The sequence below is a fragment of the Arthrobacter sp. D5-1 genome, from assembly GCF_017357425.1.
Taxonomy (GTDB): domain Bacteria; phylum Actinomycetota; class Actinomycetes; order Actinomycetales; family Micrococcaceae; genus Arthrobacter.
In genome coordinates this window covers 1,169,090-1,193,976 of record NZ_CP014571.1, presented here as the reverse complement: position 1 = coordinate 1,193,976, position 24,887 = coordinate 1,169,090, and the positions used below count along the sequence as shown (strand labels likewise).

Below are 24,887 nucleotides of genomic sequence, written 5' to 3'. Positions count from 1 at the left end.
AAATGCAGCGCTGTCAGAACAAACGTGCCGTTGGTGCTGATCATCTCTCCGCCAACTGAATAGAACATCCAAGACGAGACCCTTGGACCTTGAACCCCTGTGCTTCGGCACGGGGGTTCTTTTTTCGCTGTGGCGCTGTTTGCAGTGGGAAATGTTGATGCCAGGGCCCAGCAGGCTGACCGGCACAGCCGGTTCGGGAGCCTGTCGACTACCCGTAAGACCACCAGCTATTCGATTGGAGCACGACCATGCCCACAGAACCACTCACGCCCTACGACACCGGAGCCCGAACTGAGCCCAGGATCTGGGAAGCCAAGCACCGCGAATCAGATGAGGACTTCGGCAAGGTCGTCTTCAACACTGATTCGGACTTAACGGTCGCGACTCTCTGGATTGAACGCCGGGGCCATGACTTCGCCCTGAAAGGTTACAACAACCAGCCACTGGAAATTGAGATCGAGGACCAATCAGGCGACGACGAATGGCGTGTCATGGAGCCGCCGACGCCCCGACTCAAGATCCACGTCGAGCGGACAGTGGAGAGTCTTCTCACACAGGCAGAGCGCGACGCCGCCCAGGTCTTCTGGAACGAACGGCGGGCCATCATCGTGGTGCCCGGCGAGAAGCGTGTACGCAAGCAGCAGATCATCGAGGTCACTGACCTGGGTGAGATCATTTCAGCCAAGGTTGGAACTTGGCACGAAAGGAATCCGCGACACGAGGATCAACTGATGGCTCTGCGGTCTGTGCTCAGTGCGTTTCACTACGACTTGGTGGCAGTGGCCGAGAGCTGGATACCCTCAACGTAGGATCCGAAGGTTAATCCCCAGATCGACACCAAGTACTGTCCGGGCCACCCCGGACAGTACTTGGTTTTCACGACTTCTTAGGCGTGTGCATCAGCAGTGCGTTGACAGCGAAACTGGGGCGATTCGGCACAAGCGCAGAGTCCGTCGACAACAGCACAGTGCTGACAAAGGACACCCCATCCCCGTAGTCCTTGCCGTCATACTGAAGAGTTCCCGCAACCTCAACGACTTCGTCACGATATGAGGCAGCTAGAACCCAATCGTCGGCAGCGCTGCCGCTGAAGTCGAGCTGGAGAATGTCGCCGTCAACCTCCACCTCCGTGGTTTGCGGTTCATAAAAGTTGACAGCCCAGTCAAAGTCAGCGAGTCCCGGGACTTCAGTGAGGTTCTCAAGTACAGCTAGAGGCCCGTCGTCGTCCCAGGCTGTTTCGCGTGTCCTCATCGCCCATGTGTGACGTATGGAGCCCGCAGCAAAACTCTTGACTTCGCCTTTCTCAATCCGGAATGTGACGTTGACGTAGACGGCGCTGTCGGAGTACATACGTTGAGTCCCAGGTTCCTCGTGGTCCTCGCCGTAGATGTCTGTCGTCACTTCGGGACCAAACACATCAGTAAGGATGCATGCTTCGGCCTCGACGATCTGGGCGACCCTGTCCAGCTTCGCGTTTGAAAGTCCCAGGAGCATCTTGTGTCCGGTAGCGGCAAAAGATAGCGGGACCTCCTGGTCATAACTTCCGATCAAACTACTCGGCGACTCGAAAGAAGTGAGGTCCACGGTTGCGACCTCCGAATCGAGAAATGCAGCACAACGTACCACCAGGTAGTCCGGCGCCGGAATCATCCGGAAAATGTGCTCGTTCAGTGCATCAGTTTTTGAGAATGACTTGACGTCCTTGACGCCCCACTCTTCATGAGCCTTTGCAAGATCGCTATCACCGCCCAGAATGACGTAGGTTTCGCCTCTATTTCCGGCGTGATGGTGGTAGGCACGAAATATCGCACTATCCGCGGCGCCCGTTTTCACGGACTTGTCATGTTTGGTTTTGGCGGCCCGGCCGTCACGGGTCACCCTCTCACCCGGTGCGCGAACGAGAATCTGATCCTTCATTGCTTCGACAACAACCGGCTCGATCGGGATCACCTTTACGTGCTCCCCTAAACCGTGGACTCCACTGAGAACAAATTCCAAGGCCTCGTTGACATCTGTGGGTTGTGCGGCCATCTCGATGCCTGCGGCCTTGAGATTGCTTCTGACCTTGTTGAGAGAAACCCAGTCCTCCCTGAGGTGATCGGCCCATTCCCAGATCACCGGTTCAGCAATCCAAATCTCCATGGCTCCGTGCTGCTGAGCTTTGTGGGACAGCCCTTTCAGTTGTGCAAGGTTGAACGAACCCTTCCCCACCGCATTGGTGTCGATACCTATGGCCCGGACTTTAGACACCCACTCGGGAATATCAACCAGTTGTTCTTGGGAGGTTTCAGTCGTCATGAGGGCAATCGTCGTGCACTGGGACTCAGAAAATCAAACGGCGAGGCGTCACGATGCTGCAGGAAGCTCAGCCCTCTTCAGCGAGCAACAGTCGCCGGCGTTGGCACCTTCTTGAGACGGAGAATGCCGACTTTCCAGGCAGCGACCACTGCGTGCAGAATAGGGAGCCCAATCTTCCCCGGATCGTTCAAGGGCCCATCAACAAAGGTCATCATCAGCATGAAGGAGACTATGGACACCACGGCTGCTGAGCGCAGAGGCCGCGGATTCGTGCCCTTCATGGTCATGAGATTCCAGATGCCGACCAGCACGCCGACCCCGGACACCAAGCTGAAGCCGACGATGATGAAAATCAACCCAGCAAGTGGTCCACCCGGCGGTCGCTGCCCCACGCTTTGCCAGTCCTGTATCTGTGCGCTCACCCACACGGTGTTCGTCACGGCCAGGTATCCGGCTCTTCACGGTTCGTGGTGAACGTTCTGCCGTGAGGGATGTTCATGCCGCTGTTCTGGCGGCACTGCGCAACAGGATACGGGTTTTGTAGTTGCGTGCGTTGGTGAATCCCCGACCCGTCCTCTTTATGTGTTTTATCGCGGTGTTGTTGGCTTCCACTTTCGCGGTTGTCGCACCGGTGACAATGAGGACTTCGATCTCTTTCCACCACCGGCAGATTGTGCGCCACAGCCGGTTCGTCTCCGGCTGCGCGGCTCGCTCGACCAGGACCTGCAGCCGGTCCTTCGCGGCGGCAGCGTCGGCAAGAGAGCCGGTAGTCAGCAGGGCCCGGAGCTGTTCCTTGACCAGCCACGCGGCCTGCAGCTTCCCGGTGACATCGTCGGTCGCGAACACGTTGCTGAGCCTGTCCCGGGCCCGATCCGAGAGCGTGTCCCCGGCGCGCAGGAGCAGTCGCCGGTTGGCCCAGACCGGATCGATGGAGCGCCCCCGCCGACCATGGGTCTGCTGGGTGAGTCGTTGCCGGACTTCGGTGAGCATGTCGTTGCCGAGCTTGACCAGGTGGAACGCGTCGACTGAGACAGCGGTGCGTGGAAGCCACATCCGCAGGGCCTTGCGGAACGCCGCCGAGGGGTCGATGGCAACGACCTGCACGCCCAGCCGCCACTGAAGCGGGCGGGCGAACAGCCAGTCTCCTACCCCCTCGCTGTCGCGGCCGTCAACGATCCCGAGGACTTGTCCGGTGTCGAGATCGACGATGGTGGTCATCCAGGGTTCGTAGCGTTTCCAGGCCTTCGTGGCAGGGTCGCGGAAGAACCGCACGGACCGGTAGCGGTGTTCATCGATGCCGAGCATCCGCGGTGCCAGGGCATCGACATCGGGCAGCGTCAGCGCCGCGGAATCCAGTGCCCGCTGGACAAGCCACCACGAGACACCGAATGAAGAGGCAGCCTCGGCGGCGGCCCTCCCGGAACCGATCACGGCGGCCACCAGGGCCTCACGGAGCCGGCGGGTGGACCGTGCCCGGCGCGGTACCTCGGCTGTCTCCTCGGTGAATGTCCGGCGGGGGCACAGGTACTCATCGCAGAAGAACCTCCGCTTGGCCCAGACCACTTCGACCGGGCCGGCGACAGGGATGTCACGCAGGCGTTGTGACCGGCGTGAATGCACGCGGGTGCTGATCACGCCGCAGGACGGGCAGCCGGCCTCGGCGGTGGCCACGACGCGGATCCGTCGCTGCCCGAAGGCGAGGACCTCGGTGCCGGTGACCCGGTAGTCGGGCAGGTTGAAAATGGCGGTGGCAGCATCGGGGCGCGGCGAAGTAGGCTCGTTCAAGGCTCGTAGCTCCTGACTCTTGATGAATGCGTAGAGAACATCCATCACAGCAGGGCTACGAGCCCTTCAGATTTCAAGACACGGAACCTGTTTCACCATCAACCGCGAAGAGCCAGGTATCCAGCAATCAGGCCCGCCAGCACATGAAACAGTCCCAACCAGAACCGCCAATGGCGTGACCGTGTCGCATCGTGTGCGCTGAGTGCAAGTGGCTGACCTGCCGTGCCTGCAGGCTCCGATTGTCGCTGAAGTTCCTGGCTCATGATGCGCTCCCCCTAGGATTGCCGGGGGGGCTGACCCTGTGTACCTTCCAACCACGAGTCTATCGCTCCGAAACATCACTCGATCTCGAAGAGATGCAGTACTTTGCAACCCGACGTCTACTGCTGCTGCTATCACTGCTTCTTCGTTAGGACGTAGCTCTTAAGCGACACTAAATCTGCCGATGTTGTTCAAGGCGCTGAGCCCGACAGCGCCAATCATGCCGAGCAGTGGACTCAGGAGGAACAGTCTCCATTTCAAGCTCCAGGAGCGCCACCAGCTCCTCAGGCTACAGCTGCCGGCATACCAACACGCCGCCTGCTTTGAGTTTTACCTTTTGTTGTACCTGCAAAATAACCCCGAGAGGTGAGCTTCAGAGCGGCAGCGAGATAAATTTCGGCTATGCGGCACCATGGGGGCCACCGTTTTCCCGCATCGATGTCGAACAAATGCAAATAGGCTCCCAGACCTCATCAACCAAGCTCACAACTGGCGTTCATAAAGGGCACTCCCCTCTTCCGTAGCAGTGAATCTGACAGAGATAGCATCCTTAACCGGCTGGCTCCAAACTTCATCGGCGCTAAGTAAATCGAAGGCCTTGGACTCCGGGATTTTGGTCATTTCTCCGTACGGCTCCTGACAGTAATAGAGCTCTACGAGCCCCTCGGATATTAGGCCGGCAATGATCTGTGCTGCCTCCGCTTTAAGAGATTCCTCGTCGGCAGAGGGCTTGATCGCCCGGAGCTCCCAAGGACATTCCCATAATCCAGAATAGTCCTCTATTGCCTGCCATAAAAGGATGCGTTGACTAGGCGTCAGTGGTTCATTCATTTGAGGGCCGGATTTCCTTCTAGAGGGATGCGATCAATTTTACCGTCTTTACTGATCCGGACGTACGGGCCTCCGTGAGTTGGGTCCTGTGCCCCTGGAGTACCCTTTTCGATCATAATCGCTTCGCCCGGACGGTCTGGGTTGGTGTACCTGGTTCCGTCGCCCTTTCTCAGCGGGCTCTGCGTCCAGCTATCGGGAATCAGCTGTTTCACTTGATCTGGGGTGGCACCACGCAGGGATTGTGGATCCTTCAGGGTCCTTATGAGACTCCCGCTACCAGGAAGCCCACCTTTGCCGCCACCTTTTCCAACCGAGCCCTTCCCAGCTCCGCCGCGACCACCGACCGCCATCAGAAGACTGTCACCGAGTGGTCCCGCGAATGCCTCGTCCCAGGACATGTCTTCGTCGTCGGGAACACCATAGTTGCTCAAGTGGTTCAGGAACCACACTTTTTGCTTAAGACTCATATCTTCGGTCGCTTTATAAGGACGAATCTCACCAGCGTGGGCCGAGTAACTTTTCTTATAGGCCCATCGGAGCCTGTCCGCAAATGTAGGTACATACGCGCCGGACGTCGCGGGGGCGGCAGCGCGCTGCTCCTGCTCGACACCGTAGAACTTAGGGCCCGAAACGTATTCAGCCTTCAAATATGTCCCCCCACGGTCCTCGTCGCAGTCACAAGTGGGCTTCAGACCTGAGGGGTCGGACGTATTGATGGTGTTGCCAAAGGCGTATGTATACGGGGTGAAGCCTTCTTGTTTGCTGATGTCCAGGATCGGGTCCGGTGCTGTGAAGACACCAAGGACTGGGTCAAGCTCCCGGGCCCCAAGATGGGTGAGCGAACTAACGGTGTCGTCGAGCCCTGCGATGTAGCCGTTGACCGCGCTGAACCCAGTTGAACTTGCCGCGTTTGATCCGGTTCCTGCGGTGGTGCTGGGGGCTGTCGCGAAGCTGCCATTGGCAGTAGCAGTTCCGTTAGCACCTCGAGCCAGGCCCAAGGGGTCGGTACGACGCGTGATGACCGTTGTGGGCCCAGTGCCCGTGTTCGGCAGTGTCATGGTCTGAGCGGTATTAACTCTGTCCCCGATGATAAACGCCAGCTTCGTTCCAGTGACAGCGCTGCTACTAGTGCGCTGGGCAACGACCTTTCCAGCAAAGCTGTAGGTCTTGGTTGCTGACTTAGTGCCGCCAATCGTGTTGTGGGCAGTAATGCTGCCCAACGTCACGGTTACGCCGGTGCCGTCTTTGACACCGACCAGGTTTCCTGAGGCATCGTAGAAGCGGGAGGCTGCATCGTCAGCCACCGCTGCGGCTGGGGCCGGCGGCGTTCCGGCTGTTGCTCCGGGGTTGGGGTTTGCGACGACATCGGTGGCTCCCGTGGTGGTGCTCAAGCTGCCGTCCAACGTATAAGTCAGCGATTGGCCCGCACGTCCGGTCATTTTGCCGGCCGCGTCCCAGGTGAAGGACTGTGTAGATGTGGTCGAACCTGCGACGGATGTCACTGACTGCAGCCGGTGAGGGCCCACTGTTCCAGGTGCTGGGTAAGCATACGACTCAGTGACCGCGAGGGCGCCATTGGAGCTGAACCGCTTGACCTGGGCCCTGTCACCTGCAGCTGTGTAGGTGTACGTCTGCGCATATGGTGCCGGCCCAGTCAAGCCTGTAACGCTCCCGGCGGTAGAGGCAGGCACCGTAGAGCAGCCCGCAATAACAGATGGCGTCCAGGCAGCTTTCACGCGGTCGGCGTGATCATAGCTGTAGCACTGGTAGTCCGACGGCGAGGACGCTCGTGCCGTGTAGGCCTGCTCCCGTGAGGTGATACGTCCTGCAGGATCGTACTTGTAGCGGGTGGTACCGAGATCTGATTCGTCCTTGCCAGGTAGAACGTTGAAAGCTTGGCTGTCGATCAGCCTCCCGGTGCTGGGGCTCCAGTTGAAGCTAACAACATTCTTGCCGGTGGTGTTTGTCCCTGACGACTCAGCGTTGTCAAATTGCTCGTAAGAAACGAGCTTGCCGAGGTGGTCGTACTGGGTGTTTCCGGCGTAGATATTCAAGTTGGCTTGAATACTGGAAGGAGTGTCAAACGCCGTATATCCGTAGGCGACGTTCTCTGCCGGGAGACCAGCGATAGCGGGTGTCCCCGCTGCTTTGATCTGACCGGTGTACGTAGTAGTCGTCGTGAACGTGTAGGCACCACCGAAGCCAGTCAGCGTAGTCGGAAGTGTGGTTGTGACCGTGCCCGGAGTGTAAGCGAGGTCGAAGCCGCTATAGGTGGTGGTGACGGGCTGGTCGAAGTTCACGCCATTGTTGCGCGTCGTGGAGGTGAGTTGCCCCAGATTGGCGTTGTCGCTGTCATATGTGGACGTGACGAGGGTTTTGGCTGTGCCGCCTTGAGCGGTGACTGTCTGTTTGGTTACCCGGTCCAAGGCATCGTAGACGTAGCCAGTCACTGTTTCCAATGCATCGGTACGGGTCGCAACACGGCCTGCGGCGTCATACGTAGCGCTGCTCGTGCCAGCGTCGGGATCGATGCTTGACGTTCCCCGGCCCAAGGCATCATATTTCCATGTCCAAAGGTTCTGGCCGTCACCCATGCCTGTGCGTTGGCCGAAGGCGTCATAGACAAAAGTGGTCTTGTCGGCGCTGCCAGTAGGGGTAGTGCCGTGGTAGGACGTTTTGCTCTCGACCTTTCCTTGGGCATTCAACACGGTCGTCTCAGGGGAGCCGCTCCATCCGGAAGCCGTGAGCTTAGTTGTGGTGGTGTCTATACCAACGTAGCTGTAGCTCGTCGTCCATTGTTCGATGTTGTCGTTGCCAAGCCGCTTGGCAGTCGCAACACGGCCCGCGGTGTCGTAGGTGTACTCCGTGGAGGCCGGAACAGCGATGGTGGGAGTTACCAGGACCCCGTTGGGGTTGGAATCGACGTAGTAGCCGTGGCGTTCGAGGTTCTTGGCCCCAGCCGAGTTATACATCGTGTCGGTGACTATAGACCCGCCCCCCGGGGACTTCGCCTGGGTTTGACGGACTCGTCCCATGCCGTCGTAGATCGTGAAGCTTTCTACGCCGGTTGCGGTCGTCGCCTTTACCCAAGACGGGCTGGTGTTGGAGATCCCGTAGCTGGTGGTCATTGTTGGGGTGCCAGCCGCTTGGAGCCGACGTGCGTCCCATGACTTGATCTCGCGACCCGACTGATCGTAAGCGGCACTGGTTTCGTGAAGGTTCTGATCCTGGCTCTTCAGGGTGTTTCCGCGAATAACATCCAGGGTCGTCACCGTCTTCCACTGAAGCGCATTGGAGACAGTCACTGTCGTCGGCGCACCAGTGCCAGGTGTGTATGTGGTTGTTGTGGTCCGCGGCGCACCGGTTGTGTTGTCCGTGGCTGTAACAGTACGCCCGAGAGCGTCATAGCCCATGGTGGGGCCGGTCTGCCAACCAGTGACGACGACGCCTGAAGTTGCCGTAGCAGCGTCAGTCCGGGTTTTGTCGCCCTTGGTCGGGGCAACATATCCCGCAGACCCCGGGACCGCCGAAGTGGAGGTGTCGTACAGGGTCCTTGTGTAGCGCAGCAAGGGTCCATTCGGGGCTCCGGCATTGCAGGCTGCAGAGAATGTGGCGCTCACGGCCGGTAAGTTCAGCATGTTTGCTGTGGCATTGTCGGCGTAGCTGGTGGTCGTGCAGATGTCGTCGGCCGTGGTGGCTGTGTAGTCACCGTGGTCAGCGACTGCTGTAACACGACCCAGCGCATCGAAGGTGTTCGCCACGTAGGTCGTGCGCCAGCCACCGGTGACGCTGGAAGCTGTCCTGGTCTTCGTTGCAGAGGTTCCGGTGTAGTGCGCTTCAACGGAATCCAGGGACACCGGAGCTTTTGCCGTGGGGTTCAGTGAGGACCAGGGCAAGGTGATCGTGCTGCTCAAGTAGTTCGTTCCGGTGCCTGCAAAACTGCGTTGTTCCAAGACACGGCCGGCCAGCCATGGCTGATCTGCTATTTGGGTGACGCCGTCAGTGGCCGTCAGGGTTGCTGCCCGGACCCCGCCGGAGGAGTTGGACGGTGTGCCGTTGATGCCGCGCAGGTATGTAGTGATGGTGTAGGGGTTGCTGCCGCCGGGGTCGTTGCCTGTTGTTTTCCTAACCTGGGACCAGCCGCCGAACACGGACCAGGTCTTCTTGGAACCGCTTGTGCTGGAGTCGTACTTCGGGTCGGCATATTTCCAGACCAGAGTGTCTTCGTACTTGTATTCCTGATAAACCGCGGCGCTGCCATCAAAGCCCGGGCTGGGAGTCGTGCTAACGCTCTGGACGGGATATATGTTGAAAAGGTCCCGCCGTTCGGATTGAGGAACCGGGTCTACCGGCTGCCACCATTGCGGGAAGCAGCGTTTGGTGTTGGTCTCAGGAACGATCGCGGCGATGTAGTCATAGGTACAGCCGGGGTCCGCGGGCATGTAATTTACTGTTGTCCTCGCCCCCGTGCTGTTGATGATCGTCATGAGCCTGATGCGGTTCATGGGCGCCTGTCCGGTCCGGACGTCCCAGACACGGTTGTACCGACCCTGACCGTCAAAGATAGTAGCTGGATCAGTGATCCAGCCGCCGAAACCGGTGGAGGTTGTGTCGGCACCTTGGTGCGTGACAGACCGCAGCCAGAGAGAAGGTTTGGTTCCGTCCTCTGGGTCGGGCATCCAGTGGCCGAGAGTCCAGATGTCGGCGTTGCCGTAGCTGGCCCCAACGAGTGTCTGCGAGATCACCGTCTGCAGGCGGTAGTACGTGTAGAAGGTCGGTGCCTGGATGGCACAGGTCGTGGTGTTGCAGGTGAAGTTGGTCGGAACGTCGTGTTCGGTGCCGTCCGTGCAAACCGTTCCGCCTTCACAACGGCCCGTGTAGCCAAGATGAACCTGCATTGGGGCCTTGGCTGTGAGTTCGGTCCCCTCCCGCATGCCATAGTCAACCCGTGCGAGTCGGCTGGCCCGGACGTAGATGTGACGAGGCCCGGTGCCAGCTGCTGAAGCGTAGTAATTCAGGTCCTGGGTGTAATAAAACGCCTGGGAGTTGCCGTGAACGTCCACGACATAATCAAGGTTCCAGGCGTAGGCCTGCTGACAGAGTGCTGTTCCGATGTCGTTGCACGGCTGAGTCGATGTAGCAGCACGGACAGGAACATAGTCGGTTGAGTTGGTGGTTGCCTTACCGCTGGTCCAGCCCGGGAGTTTGTTCAGGCCGAAGTAATACTCGGTTCCCTCAGGATCGGTGACTTTCCAGTAATCGCCGTACCTGGTGCCGTTCGCGGTGTTCGTGTCTTGCAAGAACTCCAGGCGGGTGTTGTCGTCTGCCTGCAGATGGTACTTTCCGTTGGAATCTTTGATTATCAAACCGGAGCGGCTGCCGAAAGAGATAGTGAATTCCTGGCCTCCAGGGTTTCCGCAGAGATCCCATGTCTGGGTACCAGCCGGGAGCTGGTCCTTACAGGATCCAAATTTCTGGCGAATGGTTCCGGCACCGCCCAGAGCCCAGCCGTCACCAACCACGGAAGCCTGGTTGTTTGTGGCGCTGGTTAGGCCGTCGAGGCGGGTGGAGTCGTAAGACAGGCTCAGCGCCGGCGTGCTTCCAGCGGGGGCTTCCCTGATCGGGAAGGGATAGTTCCAGGTGAACCCACCGGTCTGGCCGGTGGTTCCCCAAGAACCGGATCCCAGGCCAGGCAGAGCCATAAAGTTGCCCGCGCCACCGGGATTGGAGGGAACAGGACCGGAGTTGGTGCCGGACATAGGCACGATCGTGCGGACGCCCGCCGTCTTCGCCAATGGCGCCTGATCTCCCAGAACAGTGTCTGAGGCCGCGCCCACCGCGACGTCGATTCCCTGTGGGGCGATGGGGTCTGCTGCTGGCTCTTGCCATTGCTCAACAGGCACCGGGTCGAGCGGAGTGATGTTGGAAGCGCCCGCCACTTGCGAGACTGCACCCGTTTCCGGGAGAACGGTAAAGGCGGCACCGGTTGCTACGAGCGTTACAGCGAGTGCCACAGTCAGAAGCGAACGCATGGACTGGATTCCTGACCTGGAAATTTTCACTTGACCAAAACCCCTGCTTCCGTTCCGCTGGCACTCTTGAAAGCCGCTTCCATGGCGAAGAACTGTGCTTTGGTGAGCACATCATTCGTCAGGATCGGTCGGTAGACCTGCCCTGCAAATTTCTGTGCTCCGGCAGCGTTCTGGCCCAGAATCACCTTTTGGGTGGTTGCACTCACCACATTTGGCTGGGAAGCGGCCACCACCCAGGTGCCGATGAGGCCATCGGTGTTCGCGGTCAGACGCAGTTGCCGGTTGATCTTGTCGTAGACGGCGGTAACGTAGCTCCACTCACCCGGAGGGAGGATGCCGTCACTGTTCACATGCTCGCTGGTCGTCGCGGAATACCAAGTTTGGAGACGGCCGTAGCCATCTGCTCCCATCTCCAGCGCCGCACCCGGGCCGGTGCCGGCAAGTTGGGTAATCACTGACTGGATATTGCCCGCAGCAGTGTCGGGACGAATCCATGCGGCCATGCTGAAGCTCTCGGAGGGGTTGATGGCGGCACCTGACGTCTCCGCCTTACCGCCATTGAACGCCAGCGCGTAAGCCTCGTACCCTGCGGCAGGAGTGTTTTCCGCAGTGCACGTTCCATCGGGGATGCGGTGTGACTCGACGGCCTTGCCGCAAGCGTTGATTTTGACCCACGTGGCACCGCCGCTGCGGGTCAAAGGCATCGGTGTTCCCGTTGCGGTTGTCGGTGAAGCCACCTTCAGGGTGATTTTCTTGGGAGCACCTGCCACGTAGGGTTCCAGGGTCGCGATGTTCCCTGCTTCATCGAACGCCCAGACATTGAGATATGAAGTAGGTGCGACGGCTCCGATGTTGATATCGACGCTGTCAGCGTTCGGACAGAGCACGATGAATTCCTTCACTGGCGGTGTCTGACATGTCACAGTTTCCGGAGGAGCCTCGGATCCGGTTTCGCTCACCGAATAGATGAAGCCGCTGGCCCTGGGCACGCGGGCTGAAGTGTAGGTGTTGCTGATTCTGAACTTGTAGGTAAAGTCGCCCGGGGCACGACTGAGGTCTTTGAACTCGCCAGGTGTTGTTGAGCTCAACTCGGCACTAAGCGCGGCGACCGTCGGTACCGCGGGTCCGACAGTGTCGACGGTGAAGGGAAAACTCATAAGAGGTGACTCTGCCTGGAACATGTCCACACCTTTGGCATCGAGAATGTAGTCTCCGTCGCCCAAGACGCCGAAGCTTGAGCCCCATTCGATGGTCGCTATGCCCCATTCCTGACTGAAGTTGGGGACATTTCCCCAAAAGACGTTGCCACCTCCAGCCTTTGGGCGGACGCTGAAGAAGACAGTGATGGGGCCGCCCGTCGTACCGTTTACCGGCCTCAGGTCTATATCGCCGGCGAAGACGGCCATCGTCGGCGTACGGTCGCGGGTGACGTACTTCGACGTCCACGCCGCACCTGCCCATCGACCCTCTCCTACCGAGTGGATGGCAGGTCCATAGGGCTTCCGGTTGTAGTCGACTGTTACCTGTCCGGCGTTGGAGAAGCGTTTCCAAGCCAAACCGCTGGTGTCGAGTTCGTTATCGGCAGCGAGCATGATCGTCCACTTCGCTGAATTCAACAGTGTGCTCTCGCCGGCCAACAAGTCGAAGCCAACCATCCCTTGCGGGCACGCCGAACTCCAGCCCTTGGCGACGTTGCCGCGGTCAGTGCGCACTCCCAATGCAGGTTGGTTGTTCCATGTCGTGCCCGTTCCCACTTCACCGGTCAGCCACGACGCCACTCCTGTGGGGGTGCAGGACGCCGACCACGTCTCCAGGACGCTGAATCGGGCATTGATCAGATCAGCCGAGGCGTCGAACGTCTTGCCCTCGAACTGGTAGTACGAACGGGCCAAATGCGCGTTCCCGTCCGTGGGCCAGTTCGGAGGCAGGTATCCAACGTTAAGGGTCTCGGTGCTAAAGGCGCCGTTCCAGTACGAGGTGTTCGGGTAGGCAGTGTCCACCATCACATATGAGGTGCGCGGCACATTCCACGGAGGGTCGACATAGATCGGGTACGTCACGTCTATGGCGTTCAGGATCTCGTCCATCCCGAAGACCTGAGTTTGTTTCCCAGCTTCCTCCCCGAGCGTGAACTTGAAGGGTCTGGTCACACCCGGGGTTCCCGGATCCAGTGCAGAAGCACCCGGCTGGGATGAATCCCACCATTGGCCCCCGCTCATGTGCAGCTCAGCTTCCCCGCTCTCGGTACCAGTGGCAGTAATTGTTCCCTCTGGGGTTGCCGAAAGTGTCGCGTTGTCGGCGTCAAGGAACAGCCGCATCTGGACTACGCGCGGATCCCGTGCAGCCGCAGCTGACTCGATCTTCAAGACTTGGGATACACCGCCCTGATGAGCTATCTGCACAAGGTCCACGCCGGGTAGCACCTGTTGGTATGTTGCGGTGTTCTCGACAAGGATCGGCACCGGCAGGGTCCCGAACGGCCAGGATTGTTCAATTGAGTGGCCTTCCTTGTCGTCAATCTTCGCCATCTCGTTGGAGCCGCCGGCGCCAATAGTCACGTCAACAGGTACTTGCTCAGGCCTGATGATTGTCTTGCCGTCCACTACGGTTTTCACCAAGTCAGTGGATATGTCCGCCCAGCCATCGACGGTTTCCATCCTGACCGGGGCGGTGTTCATCGTGCGGGTGAACGTGCCGTCGGGATTTGCAACAGTCAGATCCGTAGGAGTGGTCGCTGAATCAACCACGATCTTCTCCCCCGATTCTTTGGCTTCCGCCTGGGCGGCCTGCTCGGATCCCGGTTCAGGGGCCGTCGCCTCAGAGGCAACCGCCGGCGCCGTCTCGGCAGATTGCAGGCCAGGGAGGGCCAGTGCGGATGGGATTGTCAGCCCCGAAACCAACAATGACAGAGCAAGAGCCGGAACGCAGGCACGGCGAAGAAACGCAGGTGAAGGACCCACAGCATCACTTTCTGGAGCGAGACACTCGACAGAGGGATGCAGCAAGTAGCGCCGTACGAGCCCCCAAATTCGACTAGCGAGAGGAGACTATCGGGCATTAAGGCTTTTGCCAAGGAAAATCCAGCCAACATTCAGGAATTTGTGGAATGTGACGCGAACCAAAGGGTCAAACGGGTATTTGGGACAGCAAATGGTGAATGCATACCCACCGAAATGAGCTCCCGTTCTCCTGTACGAAGTTGCACAACATCCATTTGCCAACGCCCACACGTGAACCCCGCGCCAGTTGGAATCTCACAATGTGGCTTCTCGGGCCGCCGTGGTCGACTGAATGGAAGGGGTGGACCGACATCCAGGAATCGGCGGACTCGCCTGGAGGTCTGCAATGGCCCTGCACAAACCCCCTGATACACACAGAACCCCTGCGCTTCGGCGCGGGGGTTCTGTTTTCGCAGAATGTTGTGTGGCCTCAGATCGAAGCGAACCTCAAGGTGTCCAATCCGTTGGTCCATGTGAAGGCGCCTTCGATCAAACTCATCTGGAAGCCCTTCTTGATCAAATCGAGAGCCCACGTCTGCTGCTCATTCAGAGCCGGATCGATGCAGGCTGAGGCACCCAATGCTATTTCTCCGTCTGCCTTCAGCACAGTGCCGTTGATCTTGACCGGAGTATTCAGCGGGCCACAAGGCAGGACAGCAGTGAGATACGTTTCATTGTCGATCTTGTCCAGTCGCACTTGCACAGCTCCGTTGGCCGGCCATGGGATCTCCTGGCCGTTGTCCGTACCGCCTGTGCTCGAATACGTCCCGCACGGAAGGCTTTTCAGGAAAGGCTCGCAGATGGCTTTCGGTGTTGCTGAAATGCTTGGGGTTGCTTGCTGCTGAGTCACACCCGAACTGGGCTGCGCCTCAGTCGTGCTACCGCCGCTGCTGCATGACGACACAGCCATTCCGAGCACTTTGGTCGGGATCCAGGCAAAGGCGATGATGTGCGGATCGACGAAGTCACCGTCGTTGATGGCAGCGCAGGTCATTCGACCTCTGCGACCATCACCTATGAGAAGAATGGCAAGCCACAGACAAAGGACGTCATCGCACTTGCCGATGAGTGCTTGGGCTGGTGGAAGAAGTATCTGAAGAAGCACGGGTTGGAAGCTGTCCCCTGACCATAGGGGAATTGTTGACCGGCCACCGTTCATGTTGGCGTCTACTCCGGCGCGTCGCCTGCCCTTGGGGCTGAACGAGGAGCGTTGTCCGGGGATACTTGGTAAGTGAAATGGCTTACCGACATTGTCGGTTATATTGTTCCGGTCGTCACCATCGTCGGCTCACTTTTGGGCATTCTGATTGCCTTGGACCAGATTACGGCTGCCTCACGCCTGAGGCGTCGGGCAGTTTTCTGGCGTGAAATGGCGTCCCAATCCAACGCCCTGCCACGCGATGTTGCAGTATTTCAGAGCTTACAGCGGGAGGCCACAGCCCGGGTCATTGCCCTGCAGCTGCTGCCTGCCCGCCGAATTATCTGGCCGGCCATCACGCTCGTCTTTGCTATTTCCGCCAGCGCCATGCTCGGATTCATGGTCGGCCAGATACCGCCGAATGAACTTACCTGGGACAAAGCCTGGCAGAAGCCCACCGATGAAACCGGCATCCCGTTCTATCTGGTAATGCCTTCCGTCATAGGACTTTCAATAGTCAGCTTCATCAACATGTCTCTTTCACGCGGCCGGATCATCAAGGACCATCTCAACGGAAAGAACCTGAGGACCGTCTTCATCGATGACGCTTATCGCACCCCCGTTGACTCTCTGGGCTGGGCAGGATTTCTTCAAGTCTCGATCTTCAGCCTGGGGCTGGCTGCTGTACCCGCTGGGATCGGGGGGATTGCCGCTGCAGGCATCCAGACACCTCTTTCACCGCCCCTGTGGGCTGTTCTGTTTGCGATCGCGGGCCCGCCAATCCTATTGCTGACCAGCGCTTCATTGATCTCGAAGGCTCGAGGTATGTCTGAACTTGAATGGCAGCATCCCCGGCCGCTGGCACCCCGACTCGGCAGATCACGATCTTCGAAAGCCGCCGGTACCAGCGAAAGAGTTCACACCAGACGCGTGACTCCCCGGTTTGGCAGAAGACGCTAGCTCGTTTTCCTCTCCATGTTCCCCACGAAGAAACCCCACCCGGTTCGTCGGGATGGGGTTTCTTTTTTTGAAGTCTAGGTGCCCGAGGCTCGTTGCTGCGGATTCATAAACGAACTGACCTGAGGACCAACGTAGGAGATGCCCTGTTGGGGCTCGTCCGCGGTCGTCGACGTATCGACTCTCAGATCTACAGGCCTCACAATCGGAGGCAACTTCATCTCAGACAGTCTCTTCACGGTTGGCGAAGTCTTGCGATTAAGCTGCTCGTCCAAAGTAACCTTCAGTCGGGCCGCGAGGATCTCGCGACGTAGCTTCCTGAACACCTGTTCTTTGCTCTCTCGATTGCTATTTACTCGCTGAGCCATTTGCCTCCCTCCGGTCGTCCGTGGACTCGCTCTTGTCCTCATTGTCTCCTGTTTCCGAGGGCCCGTCTACGGAGTAGAAACTGCGAACGACATCCATTTCTTCCGTGCTGAGGCCCGTCAGATGTGCAGCCCTGTTCACGAAGTTCACAATACTGTCGTCCTTCATCTCAGTATCGGTTACCTCCCACACTGCGTCGAGGAGTTCCTTGTCTTTGACGCTAGCCAATTCGCTCCGGGCCAGGAGATCCAGCATGCCCGTACCGTAAGCGTTCATCGCATCATTGTCCGGATCGGCGGCTGCTTCCAAGGCCCACTGAGTTCGGCGCCACCATTCGGCTCTGGCATCTGCCTCGCGCTTTTGCTTTATAGTCCACCACCCGATGAGGAAGGCGACGATGGCGGCCGCGAGAGTCGCGTATGAGCCGAACGCACCCCAGACTTGCCAATCCTGGGTGGGAGAGGGGGCAATTGGCTTCAATCCCTCCAGCGCTTTGACAACTCTGTCGACGATCTCCTGTATCTGTTGCTCATCCATATAGCTTGGCGCCGCCGCGGGCGCTACTCCCCCTCGTTGGTGAGCTTGGTGCTCATATCAGCGATAACTTTGTAGCCTTCGGGTTCCACTGGACCCAGGGTTCTGGTTGCGAAATTCAAAACACCGACGATGCTCAGGTTGCGCAACAGCTCCAGCTCAGACTCCTGAAATCGACACCTCGGGTTTGGCAATGGGCGCTTATCCGGATCTGGTCAGAACCAAAGTACAGCCTTTCTCGTCAGGTGAGCTTATTTACAGCTTGATCTGGTCCGCGCTCTCCAACTCGATCGCCTTCGGCTGCCTGCCCAGTTCACGCTGGCCGCTGACGAGCCGGTCCGCGTTGGTGAGCCTGCTAAGGCTCAGTCCTGTCAGGTCTGCTATCTGCCCAATGGGAACCTGGAAGGTCCGGAACGGTCCCAGCGGGGGTGGCTCCCCTTCCAGAAGCTTCTGGTCGATGGCCCTCTTCAGTTCCACTTTGCCCAGCATCGGCGACTGGTCAAGGACGAACCCGACGGCGGCCAGCTTGGCATCGTTGGTCCAGGCGGCGATCTTCCAGAACTTCCGCGGGATCTGGACGCCGCGGTAGGGCTGGTCATCGTCAAGGAAGACGGGCCCCGTGAACACGCTGAGCTTGGCGTCGTGGGCATCGGCGTGGCTCAGCACGTGATCCTCGAGCCCTACCCACAGCTCTTTGCCTTGGTTGAAGTCATCCACCTGCGGCGCAGCGTTGGTGAAGGCAAACGTGTCCTGGTTGGCTTTCTTGGCCGTGGCCGCGTCACCCCAGACGGGATCCAGACGTCTCACCAGGTGGCCGCGGTCAAAAGCATTGTTCTTGTAAACGTCCGGCCCGGCCTGCTGTTCCCTGGGAATCCTGTCGTCGAAATGCCAGGTGCCCTCACGGGCCAGTGGATTCAGTTCCTTGCCGTGGATGTTGACCCCCACGATCGCCGCGAGCTTCCGGGCAGCCCGGAAGCGCACGGAGAAGTGGATGTAGTCCAAAAGAATCGTCGTTGCCGACGGACTGGGCAGCTCAAGGCGTGCCCGCAAAAAATCCCTGTCGTATCCCCCGCTCATGGATACAGCATGGCACTAGGCACTGACAGTAAACAGACTCAGCATTCGACGACGTTGACGGCGAGGCCGCCCATCGCGGTTTCCTTGTACTTATGGGACATGTCCTTGCCCGTTTCCCGCATGGTCACGATCACCTCATCCAGGGACACCCGGTGCGTCCCATCACCCCACAACGCCATCTTCGCGGCGTTGATAGCCTTCGCCGCCGCGATCGCGTTCCGCTCAATACACGGAATCTGCACCAACCCACCGATCGGATCACACGTCAGCCCCAGGTTGTGTTCCATCGCGATCTCCGCGGCGTTCTCCACCTGCCCCGGCGTACCACCCATCACCTCAGCCAACCCGGCAGCAGCCATCGACGACGCCGACCCCACCTCACCCTGGCAGCCCACCTCAGCCCCCGAAATGGAGGCCTGTTCCTTGTACAACACACCCACAGCACCGGCAGTGAGCAGGAACTTCACCACCACATCATCCCGATCCTCCTGGGAGGCCTGATCCATGCCCGGGGCATAATTCAACGCGTAATACAGCACCGCCGGAATGATCCCCGCAGCACCATTGGTCGGCGCCGTGACCACCCGGCCACCCGAGGCGTTCTCCTCATTGACGGCCAGGGCGATCAGGTTCACCCACTCCTGCCAATACTTCGGATCGTTCCGGTCCTTGTCCTCCTTCAGCAGCCGCTCCAACCAGTCAGGAGCACGACGCCGGACCCTCAACCCACCGGGCAACACACCCTCACGCTTCAAACTCGTTTCAACACAGGCCTCCATCACCGACCAGATATGCAGCAAACCCTCCCGGATCTCCTCCTCCGACCGGGACGCCCGCTCATTGATGAACATGATGTCGCTGATCCCCAAACCCTTCGACGAACACCGGCCCAACAACTCCGCCGCCGTCCGGAACGGCAACGGCAACTCCTTCTTCGACTCCTCCAACTCCTGCTGAGCCGCGTTCTCCTCACCCTCACGGACAATGAACCCGCCACCGACCGAAAAGAACGTCGCCTCCCGCAACACCTCCCCGTTGGAATCACTGACAGCAAACTTCATCCCGTTCGTGTGCCGCGGCAACACCGTCAACGGATGCAACACCATATCCCCCACCGCATACGGCAGCTCCACACCTTCACCGGACGCACCTGCAAGGTTCAGCACACCCGTCTCCGCGATAGCGGCCAACCGCGCCTCCACCTCGTCCGGCAGAATGAGCTCAGGGTGGTAACCCTCCAAGCCCAACAGCGTGGCAGTCATGGTCCCGTGGCCACGACCCGTCGCAGCCAACGAGCCGTACAGATCAACGCGCAACGAGGCCACCGAGCCCAGGACACCAGCGTCCTTCAGCTCACCGGCGAACACAGCAGCAGCGCGCATCGGCCCCACAGTATGCGAACTCGACGGGCCAATACCCACGGAAAAAAGATCGAAAACACCAACAGCCATGGTCGGGATTCCTTAATACAGTTTGAAACGGTCCGGCAGATGGTCCTGCCGGATGGTCTCTCCCGCTTGTGGCAGAAGGCGACCGAAGCACGACGCCGGACGGCCCCCAGAGGCGGCAACCCGGCGTCGCAAGTTCTATTCAGTTCTACAATCCCACGCTACGCCACTGCGATTGAGTGGTGACCTGTCTGAGTGCGGCCCATTGGGCCGCCGTCCTCCGCGGACTCGTTCGCTGGAGCGCCCGAAACGGGGCCTTGCTGCCGAACATGCCGTGCCCACGGCACATCCCGCAGCCAACCCCCGAATCGGACTGACCACACCTCACGGTCGTCCTGTAACTGGCCTCTTGGGACCGGCGTCCGGCAGCGGCCGTCTAAGGAAGCTTCGCGTCCGCCCAGCGGGCGCCCAAGCGACCGAGGTCGCAGAGGACGTCGGCCCAATCGGGCCATGTCCGCTCGGTCGGAGGAACTTAGGAGAGGTCTCCGCCATTCTTGGAGGCGTATTCCTCGGCCGAGAGCAGCGGGCCCTCGGACTCAGCAGCGACCTTGAAGAGCCAGCCGGCGCCGTAGGGGTCGTTGTTGATTAGTGCGGGGTCGCCGACAACTGCGTCGTTGATCTCCGTGACCTCGCCGGTAACGGGCGAGTACAGGTCCGAGACGGACTTGGTGGACTCAACTTCGCCACAGGTCTCGCCAGCGGTCACCGTGGAGCCAACCTCGGGGAGGTCAACATACACAATGTCACCCAGTGCGTCGGTGGCAACCTCGGAGATACCAACGGACACCGAGTTCCCTTCGCCGCGGGAGACCCACTCGTGCTCGTCGGAGTACTGAAGTTCGGGCGCTACTTTGGGCATTCTTTTTCCTTAAGGTTGAGTGGTCTAAATCTAATTGTGTCGCGGCGGGGGCCGTCTGGGCGGTTGGCATGGGGGTGTGGCAAAGGATCACCTTCGGCAGCTCGCCACTCCCCCAGCACCTTAGCGGTTCACGAAGCGCCGGAAGACTCTCCCCTTTGGAACCGACATCCGGAAGCGGGCGTCCAAGGGAGCTTCGCGTCCGCTCAGCGGACGCCTAAGCGACCGAGCCCGCGGAGGATGTCGGTCCCAAAGTCTTCAGGCTTACTTTTGGCGCTTGTAGAACGGCAGTGCGACGACTTCGAACGGCTCGCTCTTACCGCGCAGGTCAATGTCCAGGGCGGTACCAAGCTCCGAATGCTCGACGTCGACATAGGCCAACGCTACCGGGTAACCGAGCGTCGGGCTCGGCTGGCCGGACGTGACTTCGCCAACCACTGCGCCGTCCTTGAGGACCGGGTAGTGTCCGCGTCCGGCGCGACGCCCCAGGCCCTTGAGGCCAACGAGCTTGCGCCCGCTGGTGGAGCCGGCACCGTCGGCCTTCAACGCCGCGAGTGCGTCCTTGCCAACGAAGTCGCCTTCCTTGGACAGAGCCACCACGGGCCCGAGCCCTGCTGCGAAGGGGTTGCCTTCGCGGGAGAGCTCGTTGCCGTAGAGGGGCATGCCGGCTTCGAGGCGGAGGGAATCGCGGGAAGCGAGGCCTGCCGGGATGAGTTCGCCTTCTTCAGCGGCGTCGGCGATGGCCTGCCAGAGGGCGGCTGCGGAGTCGTTGGCAAGGAAGATCTCAAAACCGTCTTCGCCGGTGTAGCCGGTGCGGGCCAGCAGGAGTTCCTGAGTGCCGCCGTCGACCGTGAACGGGACATCAACCGCCGCGTAGTACTTCAGTTCAGTGACCAGTGCGTGCTGTTCAGCCGGCACAAGGCGGAGGAGGATCGCTTCGGCCAGCGGCCCCTGAACAGCAATCAACGAGGTCTCAGCGGAAGCGTCTTCAACAACGACGTCGAACCCGGCGGCGCGTTCCAGCAGTGCTGAAGCAACAACCGCAGCATTGCCGGCGTTCGGAACCACCAGGAACTTCTGGTCACCCCGCCGGTACGTGATGAGGTCATCGATGATGCCGCCGTCTTCCTGGCAGATCAGCGAGTATTTGGCCTTGCCCACAGCCATGGCGGAGATCTTCCCCACCAGCGCGTAGTCAAGGAACGCTGCGGCCTCTGGACCGGTGACCCAGACTTCACCCATGTGGGAGAGGTCGAACAAGCCCGCGGACTTGCGGACGGCGTGGTGCTCGGCCAACTCGGACGAGTACTTCAGCGGCATCTGCCAGCCACCGAAGTCGGTGAAGGACGCGCCGAGCTTCTTGTGCTCTTCGTAGAGAGCGGTGTAGTTCTCAGACATGGAGTCAGTCCTTAGTTCTCAAAATCTTCGATCGGCGGGCACGAGCAGACCAGGTTGCGGTCACCGGCTGCGCCGTCGATGCGGCCGACGGGCGGGAAGTACTTGTCCTGCTTGAGGTGGTGGACCGGGAAGGCGGCCTGCTCGCGCGGGTACGCCCGGTCCCAATCAGAACTTACGACGGCGGCAGCCGTGTGGGGTGCCTTGCGCAGCGGCGAGTTCTCTACCGTGAATTCGCCGTGGGCAACCTGGTCGATTTCCTTGCGGATGGTGATCATGGCTTCGATGAAGCGGTCGATCTCCACAAGGTCCTCGGACTCCGTCGGCTCCACCATCAACGTGCCGGCAACCGGGAACGCCAGGGTAGGGGCGTGGAAGCCGAAGTCGATCAGGCGCTTGGCCACGTCCTCAGCGGTGACGCCGGTCTTGGCCGTCAGTTCACGAAGGTCCAGGATGCACTCGTGGGCCACGAGTCCGCCTTCGCCGGTGTAAAGCACCGGGAAGTGGTCGTTGAGACGGGATGCGATGTAGTTTGCAGCGAGCAGGGCCGACTTGGTTGCTTCCGTCAGTCCCTGGCCACCCATGAGCTTCACGTAGGCCCAGGAAATCGGCAGGACACCGGCGGAACCGAAGCGGGATGCGGAGATCGGGACGTCGTTGCCCTCGGTCCAGGAGGCTGCATCGCCTGGCATGAACGGTGCGAGGTGTGCCTTGGCAGCAACCGGGCCCACGCCCGGTCCGCCGCCGCCGTGCGGGATGCAGAACGTCTTGTGCAGGTTCAGGTGGGACACGTCGCCGCCGAACTTGCCCGGCTGTGCAAGGCCAACGAGTGCGTTGAGGTTTGCGCCATCAATGTAGACCTGGCCGCCGGCCTCGTGGATGGCGTCGCAGACCTCGCGGACGTCGGCGTCGTACACGCCGTGCGTGGAGGGGTAGGTGATCATGATGGCCGAGAGGGCATCCCGGTGCGCTTCGATCTTGTTCTTGAGGTCAACGTGGTCGATGGTGCCGTCAGGCGCCGTAGCAACAACTACCACCTTCATGCCGGCCAGCACTGCCGAGGCAGCGTTGGTGCCGTGGGCAGAAGCGGGGATGAGGCAAACATTGCGCTGCTCGTCGCCGCGGGACAAGTGGTAGCCGCGGATCGCCAGCAGACCTGCCAGTTCACCCTGGGAACCGGCGTTCGGCTGAATGGAGACCTGGTCATATCCGGTGATCTCGGTCAGCTGCGCCTCGAGGTCGGTGATGAGTTCACGCCAGCCCTCGGTCTGGGAATCCGGAGCGAACGGGTGGATGGAGGCAAACTCCGGCCAGGAAATGGCTTCCATTTCAGCGGTGGCGTTGAGCTTCATGGTGCAGGAACCCAGCGGGATCATGGTGCGGTCCAGCGCGAGGTCGCGGTCCGAGAGCTTGCGGATATAGCGCAACAGCTGCGTCTCGGAACGATGCGTATTGAATACCGGGTGCTGCATGAAGTCGCTGGTGCGCTCCACGGAAGCCTCAAGAGCGAAGCCTTCAGCGGCTTCGGAAACCGAAGCTCCGAAGACATCAAGGAGACCGCCGACAATCTCGGACGTAGTGGTTTCATCAACAGAGATGCCAACCGTGTCAGCGTCGACGCCGCGCAGGTTGATGCCCTTGGCCTCGGCGGCGGCGACGATCTCGCCTGCCTTGCCGGGAACGCGGACGGTGATGGTGTCGAAGAAGGATCCGTGCAGGACCTCGACGCCGGCAGCCTTCAGTGACGCTGCCAGGGTGCGGGCGTGGCCGTGCGCGGTTTCAGCGATCGCCTTGAGGCCCTCGGGGCCGTGGTAAACGGCGTACATCGAGGCCACGATGGCCAGCAGCGCCTGCGCGGTACAGATGTTGGACGTGGCCTTCTCGCGGCGGATGTGCTGCTCGCGGGTCTGCAGCGCCAAGCGGTAGGCGGGGACACCGGCGTCGTCCTTGGAAACGCCCACCAGACGGCCCGGCATGGAACGCTCCAGGCCCTTTTGGACCGCCATGTAGGCGGCGTGCGGGCCGCCGAAGAACAGCGGAACACCCAGGCGCTGCGCGGATCCAACGGCGATGTCCGCGCCCTGCTCGCCCGGAGGGGTGATGAGAGTGAGGGACAGGAGGTCGGCAGCGACCGTCACCAGCGCGCCACGCTCCTTGGCCTCGGCGATCACAGCTGAGTGATCGAAGACGCGGCCGGAAACACCGGGCTGCTGGAGGACGACGCCGTTGATGTCACCTTCCGGGAGACCGCGCGAGAGGTCAGCAACCTCGACCTCAAAGCCGAGAGCCTCAGCGCGGCCCTTCACAATGGCGATGGTCTGCGGGAGGCAGTCTGCGTCGAGGACGGTCTTGCCATCCCGTGCACCTGCGTTCTTATTGGCCCTGCGCATCATCAGGACGGCCTCGGCCACGGCCGTGGCTTCGTCCAGCAGGGAGGCGTTGGCGATCGGGAGGCCAACCAGATCCTGGACCATGGTCTGGAAGTTCAGGAGAGCCTCGAGACGGCCTTGGGAGATTTCCGGCTGGTAGGGGGTATAGGCGGTGTACCAGGCCGGGGACTCAAGGATGTTACGGCGGATCACCGGCGGCGTCACGGTATCGAAGTAGCCCTGACCGATCATCTGGACAGCGGTCTTGTTCTTGGACGCAAGCTTGCGGAGCTCGGCCAGAACCTCAACTTCGCTCAAAGCGTTCTGCAGGGTGAGGGCGACGTCCTGGCGGATGTCGTTCGGGACGGCGGTGTCCACCAGCGAATCAACGGTGTCATAGCCGACGGACTTGAGCATGGTCTCAATGTCGGCTTGGCGGCGGGCGCCAATATGCCGATCAACGAAGGTGGTGGAGGCAGAACTAACCGTCACGAAGGAACTCCATTACTTGGGCGGCGTTTGGGTACGCCACAGCGGCTGG

General features: G+C 60.2%; 16 protein-coding genes. 3 read left to right on the top strand and 13 right to left on the bottom strand.

From position 1 onward, the window contains the following. Positions 1-248: 248 nt before the first annotated feature. On the top strand, positions 249-809 hold the full coding sequence (locus tag AYX22_RS05585) for a hypothetical protein (protein ID WP_207596556.1): 561 nt from the start codon (positions 249-251) through the stop codon (positions 807-809). Between the two features lie 67 nt (positions 810-876). On the opposite strand, the gene AYX22_RS05580 is transcribed toward AYX22_RS05585, so the two are convergent. The 7 genes from AYX22_RS05580 to AYX22_RS05550 all read right to left on the bottom strand — a co-directional run bounded on the left by AYX22_RS05580 (position 877) and on the right by AYX22_RS05550 (position 15,056). After that, a complete protein-coding gene (locus AYX22_RS05580) occupies positions 877-2,298 on the bottom strand; it encodes a hypothetical protein (RefSeq protein ID WP_207596555.1) in 1,422 nt (473 codons plus the stop codon). Between the two features lie 77 nt (positions 2,299-2,375). After that, complete coding sequence (locus AYX22_RS05575; protein ID WP_207596554.1) at positions 2,376-2,738, bottom strand: hypothetical protein; 363 nt, start codon at positions 2,736-2,738, stop codon at positions 2,376-2,378. A gap of 55 nt (positions 2,739-2,793) precedes the next feature. After that, complete coding sequence (locus AYX22_RS05570; RefSeq protein WP_231941989.1) at positions 2,794-4,128, bottom strand: ISL3 family transposase; 1,335 nt, start codon at positions 4,126-4,128, stop codon at positions 2,794-2,796. A 699-nt stretch (positions 4,129-4,827) separates the two neighbouring features. Continuing rightward, positions 4,828-5,175, bottom strand: coding sequence for a hypothetical protein (locus AYX22_RS05565; RefSeq protein WP_207596553.1), 348 nt, complete (start codon positions 5,173-5,175; stop codon positions 4,828-4,830). After that, complete coding sequence (locus AYX22_RS05560; RefSeq protein ID WP_207596552.1) at positions 5,172-11,207, bottom strand: RHS repeat-associated core domain-containing protein; 6,036 nt, start codon at positions 11,205-11,207, stop codon at positions 5,172-5,174. The genes AYX22_RS05565 and AYX22_RS05560 overlap by 4 nt, the downstream gene beginning before the upstream one ends. 26 nt (positions 11,208-11,233) lie before the next feature. Then, the gene (locus AYX22_RS05555) at positions 11,234-13,954 is read right to left on the bottom strand and encodes a LamG domain-containing protein (protein WP_207596551.1); all 2,721 of its coding nucleotides are present in this window, start codon (positions 13,952-13,954) and stop codon (positions 11,234-11,236) included. A gap of 682 nt (positions 13,955-14,636) precedes the next feature. Beyond that, a complete protein-coding gene (locus AYX22_RS05550) occupies positions 14,637-15,056 on the bottom strand; it encodes a hypothetical protein (protein ID WP_207596550.1) in 420 nt (139 codons plus the stop codon). 99 nt (positions 15,057-15,155) lie between these two features. Between AYX22_RS05550 and AYX22_RS05545 the strand changes: the two genes are divergently transcribed. Together AYX22_RS05545 and AYX22_RS05540 are read left to right on the top strand one after the other, a co-directional pair. Next, the gene (locus AYX22_RS05545) at positions 15,156-15,332 is read left to right on the top strand and encodes a hypothetical protein (protein WP_207596549.1); all 177 of its coding nucleotides are present in this window, start codon (positions 15,156-15,158) and stop codon (positions 15,330-15,332) included. Positions 15,333-15,437: 105 nt separating this feature from the next. Further along, positions 15,438-16,304 carry a hypothetical protein gene (locus AYX22_RS05540; protein ID WP_207596548.1) on the top strand — a complete coding sequence of 289 codons (867 nt, stop codon included), beginning with the start codon at positions 15,438-15,440 and terminating at the stop codon, positions 16,302-16,304. Positions 16,305-16,649: 345 nt separating this feature from the next. Here AYX22_RS05540 and AYX22_RS05535 read toward each other — a convergent pair whose 3' ends face one another. From AYX22_RS05535 to gcvP, 6 genes are all read right to left on the bottom strand, one after another. After that, a complete protein-coding gene (locus AYX22_RS05535) occupies positions 16,650-17,204 on the bottom strand; it encodes a hypothetical protein (protein WP_207596547.1) in 555 nt (184 codons plus the stop codon). A 252-nt stretch (positions 17,205-17,456) separates the two neighbouring features. Further along, on the bottom strand, positions 17,457-18,278 hold the full coding sequence (locus AYX22_RS05530) for a DNA/RNA non-specific endonuclease (protein ID WP_207596546.1): 822 nt from the start codon (positions 18,276-18,278) through the stop codon (positions 17,457-17,459). 38 nt (positions 18,279-18,316) lie between these two features. Continuing rightward, on the bottom strand, positions 18,317-19,729 hold the full coding sequence (locus AYX22_RS05525; protein ID WP_207596545.1) for an L-serine ammonia-lyase: 1,413 nt from the start codon (positions 19,727-19,729) through the stop codon (positions 18,317-18,319). 469 nt (positions 19,730-20,198) lie between these two features. Next, positions 20,199-20,585 carry a glycine cleavage system protein GcvH gene (gene gcvH / locus AYX22_RS05520; protein WP_089593885.1) on the bottom strand — a complete coding sequence of 129 codons (387 nt, stop codon included), beginning with the start codon at positions 20,583-20,585 and terminating at the stop codon, positions 20,199-20,201. 261 nt (positions 20,586-20,846) lie between these two features. Beyond that, positions 20,847-21,980 (bottom strand): glycine cleavage system aminomethyltransferase GcvT, encoded by a 1,134-nt coding sequence (gene gcvT, locus AYX22_RS05515; RefSeq protein WP_207596544.1) that lies wholly within the window; start codon positions 21,978-21,980, stop codon positions 20,847-20,849. Between the two features lie 11 nt (positions 21,981-21,991). Next, the gene (gcvP, locus tag AYX22_RS05510; RefSeq protein ID WP_207596543.1) at positions 21,992-24,838 is read right to left on the bottom strand and encodes an aminomethyl-transferring glycine dehydrogenase; all 2,847 of its coding nucleotides are present in this window, start codon (positions 24,836-24,838) and stop codon (positions 21,992-21,994) included. Positions 24,839-24,887 lie beyond the last annotated feature (49 nt).

Bases quoted from the DNA above. Each gene is read 5' to 3' on its own strand.
- AYX22_RS05585 (WP_207596556.1), top strand. From the start codon at position 249: ATGCCCACAGAACCACTCACGCCCTACGACACCGGAGCCCGAACTGAG.
- AYX22_RS05580 (WP_207596555.1), bottom strand. From the start codon at position 2,298: ATGACGACTGAAACCTCCCAAGAACAACTGGTTGATATTCCCGAGTGG.
- AYX22_RS05570 (WP_231941989.1), bottom strand. From the start codon at position 4,128: ATGGATGTTCTCTACGCATTCATCAAGAGTCAGGAGCTACGAGCCTTG.
- AYX22_RS05565 (WP_207596553.1), bottom strand. From the start codon at position 5,175: ATGAATGAACCACTGACGCCTAGTCAACGCATCCTTTTATGGCAGGCA.
- AYX22_RS05560 (WP_207596552.1), bottom strand. From the start codon at position 11,207: ATGCGTTCGCTTCTGACTGTGGCACTCGCTGTAACGCTCGTAGCAACC.
- AYX22_RS05535 (WP_207596547.1), bottom strand. From the start codon at position 17,204: ATGGATGAGCAACAGATACAGGAGATCGTCGACAGAGTTGTCAAAGCG.
- AYX22_RS05530 (WP_207596546.1), bottom strand. From the start codon at position 18,278: ATGAGCGGGGGATACGACAGGGATTTTTTGCGGGCACGCCTTGAGCTG.
- AYX22_RS05525 (WP_207596545.1), bottom strand. From the start codon at position 19,729: ATGGCTGTTGGTGTTTTCGATCTTTTTTCCGTGGGTATTGGCCCGTCG.
- gcvH (WP_089593885.1), bottom strand. From the start codon at position 20,585: ATGCCCAAAGTAGCGCCCGAACTTCAGTACTCCGACGAGCACGAGTGG.
- gcvT (WP_207596544.1), bottom strand. From the start codon at position 21,980: ATGTCTGAGAACTACACCGCTCTCTACGAAGAGCACAAGAAGCTCGGC.